This window comes from Allocoleopsis sp., from assembly GCF_036703385.1.
In the GTDB taxonomy this organism is placed as follows: Bacteria; Cyanobacteriota; Cyanobacteriia; order Cyanobacteriales; family Coleofasciculaceae; genus Allocoleopsis.
This window is the reverse complement of record NZ_DATNPA010000455.1, coordinates 1-4,008: the sequence shown is the minus strand read 5'-3', so window position 1 is coordinate 4,008 and position 4,008 is coordinate 1. Positions and strand designations below refer to the sequence as shown.

General features: G+C 47.0%; 4 protein-coding genes and 1 pseudogene. 4 read left to right on the top strand and 1 reads right to left on the bottom strand.

The genetic code is table 11. From position 1 onward, the window contains the following. A partial coding sequence (locus V6C93_RS22385) for a hypothetical protein (RefSeq protein ID WP_333478889.1) occupies nucleotides 1-960 on the bottom strand: 960 nt, incomplete at its 3' end. Nucleotides 961-1,452: 492 nt separating this feature from the next. Between V6C93_RS22385 and V6C93_RS22380 the strand changes: the two genes are divergently transcribed. From V6C93_RS22380 to V6C93_RS22365, 4 genes and pseudogenes are all read left to right on the top strand, one after another. After that, on the top strand, nucleotides 1,453-2,289 hold the full coding sequence (locus V6C93_RS22380; protein ID WP_333478888.1) for a DUF4230 domain-containing protein: 837 nt from the start codon (nucleotides 1,453-1,455) through the stop codon (nucleotides 2,287-2,289). An 87-nt stretch (nucleotides 2,290-2,376) separates the two neighbouring features. Continuing rightward, a complete protein-coding gene (locus V6C93_RS22375; RefSeq protein WP_333478887.1) occupies nucleotides 2,377-2,862 on the top strand; it encodes a hypothetical protein in 486 nt (161 codons plus the stop codon). 13 nt (nucleotides 2,863-2,875) lie between these two features. Then, nucleotides 2,876-3,442, top strand: a complete 567-nt coding sequence (locus V6C93_RS22370) for a PIN domain-containing protein (RefSeq protein ID WP_333478886.1) — start codon at nucleotides 2,876-2,878, stop codon at nucleotides 3,440-3,442. A gap of 114 nt (nucleotides 3,443-3,556) precedes the next feature. Further along, nucleotides 3,557-4,008 (top strand): annotated as a pseudogene (locus V6C93_RS22365) (1-(5-phosphoribosyl)-5-amino-4-imidazole-carboxylate carboxylase); the annotation flags it as partial.

The window sequence follows — 4,008 nt, the reverse complement described above, 5'->3', positions numbered from 1 at the left end:
AAATTTCAGGCGGGACTGAAGGTAGAAGTCTAAAACCTTCTGGGTGTAGGAAGCGATCGCGTCACTGTTATATTGATTAGCGTCACCCGTCATCCACCAAGACGCTGCACGTTTCACGGCTACAGACTCTTTGTTCCCACTTGCGCTGTATTGTTCGCGCAGCACATCGCGCATTACGCAGACTAAGATTGCACGGGCAGTGACGGGAATAGACTCAAATTGCGCTGGCGTCAGTTCTTTTCCCGCACATTGTTGAGACCAACGAGGAATATTGTCCGCTTTGACTTGCCATTCACTGTAGAGTCCATCATCCACCGTACTCGTTTGCGGTGCCGCTTTTCGTAGCGCTTCCACCAACGCTCCCACTTGAGCATCGGAAATCTGAGTAGAAGAAGACGAGGATGCTGTAGTTTGACTGGAAGGTACAGAAGTGGGTTGAGGCTGAGTAGCGGTTGGTTTTGCGGGAGTCGTGGATTGCTGAGCTTGAGGATTACTACGTTGCTGCTGATAGGAGCTCAAAACCGTCTGAACGTAAGAATTGGTGGGAGCATTGTTGTATTGATTGGGATCGCCAGACATCCACCAGGAAGCAGCACGTTGCACGGCAACAAATTCGTTATTGCCACTGGCACTGTACTGTTCGCGCAGCACGTCGCGCATGACGCAGACTAAAATTGCACGAGCAGTTACAGGGCTAGACTCAAATTGTGTTGTTGTCAGTTCCCTACCAATACATTGCTTAGACCAACGGGGAATGTTTTCTGGTTTAATTTGCCATTCACTGTAGAGTCCGTCATCTACTGTACCCGTTTGCGGTGCTGCCTGTCGTAGGGCTTCTACTAAGGCTCCCACTTGAGCATCCGAGACTTGGGCATTTACGGGTAATGTCCAAAGTCCAGCACTCATGATGAGAGTGCTGAGCAATAACCGTCTAGCTTGCTTAACTAACTTTGAACTCATTGACGTAACTCAGATATTATTTGATTTTTTAGACAGACTTTTAGCATATTCTCTCCCCAAGATTTATCTCTCCCAGGTCAGTTGCGCTGTGTTTGACAGCTCTAACTTAGGGGATAGCTAGAGAGATAGTTCCAAACCTTCAAGACGCTGTCCGGACATAATTATCGGCATTCTGTTGTAATAGCTAATGGGAGCAATCCGCCCATTGGGTTGAGGAAGACTTATGATGAAGAGCAACACTCGTTAGTCAGCAAAAACCTTTAATGCGATCGCTCGCTTAGACCAGACTCACGCTCAAATGTTCCCCAAAGCAAACTCCTGAAGCAGGAAATCTATTAAGATAAGATGCTGTTTGCACCATACGGCGTAGTGCATTATCAGAAACTGTGTCAAAAGTGCGCCAGTCCTAGTAGAGTTATTCGCAGTGGGTAAAGCCGTATCCACTCTCAACCCCTATCGATCCAAATACAGCCGTACTAGAGGAGCAACAACATGCGCGATCGGTTTCAGAAGCTTCAACTCATCAGCTTAACTTCTGGACTGTTCAGAAATTTGACGCTAATGACCGCAGGCGGCGTTGTGGTGATAGCGGCAGTGTTGGGGATTGGCGCATTGCAACAAGGCTCTCGCTTGTTTGAAAAACTCAATGCTTTGTTCAACACCTCATCTAAACCGCAGGTTGATGTCCGCTCCATTATTATTCGTCAAGTTCATGAAGCCAGCGAACTAACGACGGCTATCTTTACCATGGAATCTGTCGTTCCGACTCGTCAGGAGAGACGGTTGGGTGGGTACACCCTTGGTGCAACCACTCTGCTCTACATTGCCCACGGACAGGTGAGGGCTGGAGTTGACTTAAAGGATTTACAACCTAACGACGTGCAGGTTGTCAACAATACAATCCAGCTTCAGCTACCACCACCGCGTATCCTAGATAGCAAGATTGACGTCAATCGATCGCAAGTCTACGACTACGACCGGGGATTCTTGGGTTTAGGGCCGGATGTCGGACCGCAATTACAAACGTTAGCTCAACAAGAAACCTTGAAAAAAATCGTAGCAACCGCTTGTAACGAGGGCATCCTGACGCAAGCGAACGACCGAGCAGAACTAGTGGTCGAAAAATTGCTGAATACAGCAGGGTATAAAGACGTTGAGGTGAGAACTCAATCACCTCTACCGGGAACTTGTATGCCAGAGTCAGTTCGTCCAACGCCTTCACCTCTGCTGCCGACTACTCCTGGAGGAGCGAGCAATCCTTCGACAGTCCTACCGACTACTCCTGGAGGGGTGAGAAATCCTTCACCTCTGCTGCCAACTAAGCCCTGAAGCAGTAAGGCTGTGAGATACGCTGCCCTTGTATGTAAGAAAGCTGGTTTAGGCTAGTGGGAAGACGGGCGGACAAGGGGAATGATTATGGAACTCCAAAAACTCAACGGTGATATTCCATTTGATATCATCGCCCAAGACAGGAATGGGAAAACTATTCTATTAGTTGAGGTTAAAGCGAGACACCTCAAGAATCGGCAACACAAAGATTGGTTTATTGAGAAAGTTAAATCCTATCTACAAGCGACGAACGCACAGATTCCCTTCGCTATGTTGGTTGACCTTGAAGATATTCAGATTTTTAGATGTGACGTTTCCAATTGGTCTGAACCGATTAGCCAGATTAAAACTGCCGATGTGCTGAGTCATTACGAACCTAAGTACGGAAAAATCCGAATCTTTTATCACTACCTGGAGAGGTTAGTTGAAGCATGGTTGCGAGATTTAGCCTATCACTGGAAGTCTAAAGAACCCCCAGCATCGGAGCAGTTATCCGCAATTGGTTTGTTGCAGCAGCTGGAAGATGGAACTACTTATTCTGGGACAGTGCTGAGTGGTGAGACTGTATATTGAAACTAACTTCTTGATGAGCATTGCTACAGGACGCGACTCTCAAGCCTATAACTTGCTCTCAACACCACCCTCATCAGTCCAGATTGCAATACCTAGTATTTGCTGTATGGAAGCCCTCTCAGCGCTAGAAGATGAACTGAAGCGCCGCAACCGATTTGAGAACGATCTGAATCTGCAACTGAGCCAATTGCGGCGAGATGTTACTTCACCTTATGCTCAATCTCTCCTTTCCCATTTAGCTCAGTCAGTAATTGAAAATCGGGGACTGCTTAACGATGTCAAAGAACGTCTATTCCAAGCTCTCGATCGCCTTGCTGCCAACGCTGAGATAATTCCCTTAACTGCTAATATGCTTCAGGCTAGCTTGACTACAGATTTCATCGAAAAAGAGCCTACAGATAATTTGATTCTCTACAGCATCCTTGATGATGCACGCTTGCATCCTACCGAGGTGAAGGTGTTTCTCAGTGGCAATGTCAAAGAATTTGGCACGATAGAAGTTCAACAGGCTTTGGGTGACGCTGGGGTGGCAGAGTATTTTAGGGCAAGCCAGAGCTTTTTGGGTTGGCTGAACTCCTAATCGACCTCGTAAGCTAGTTAATACAGGATAATTAAGAGTTTGTGCTGTTCCATAACTAGGCGTTGTCGGAACACTCATCAAATTTAAGCGATCGCATAGAGAATTTTTGGATTAATGACCCAACCTGAAGCCCTACATTCCTTACTAGAAGACGTTGCTGCTGGTAACGTCAGTCCAAGTGCTGCCCTCGATAAACTGAAGAATCTTGCCTTTGAGCCAGTCGGTGATTTTGCCAAAATCGACCATCACCGCAGCTTGAGAACGGGGTTTCCAGAGGTGATTTGGGGATTAGGAAAGACACCTGACCAAATCGTTCAGATTATGCAAGTGATGCGAGTTCATAATCCTGTAGTCATGGCGACGAGGATTGAACCCGATGTCTTTGCCCAACTCAAGGAAAAAGTCCCCGACGTTCAGTACTACCCGACTTCCCGCATCTGTGCCATTACGTCTGAGGAAATTAAACCCAAATATCCCGGAACCATTACTCTAATTGCGGCTGGTACATCTGACTTGTCGGTAGCAGAAGAAGCGGCTATGACGGCTGAATTGTTTGGTTTTCAGGT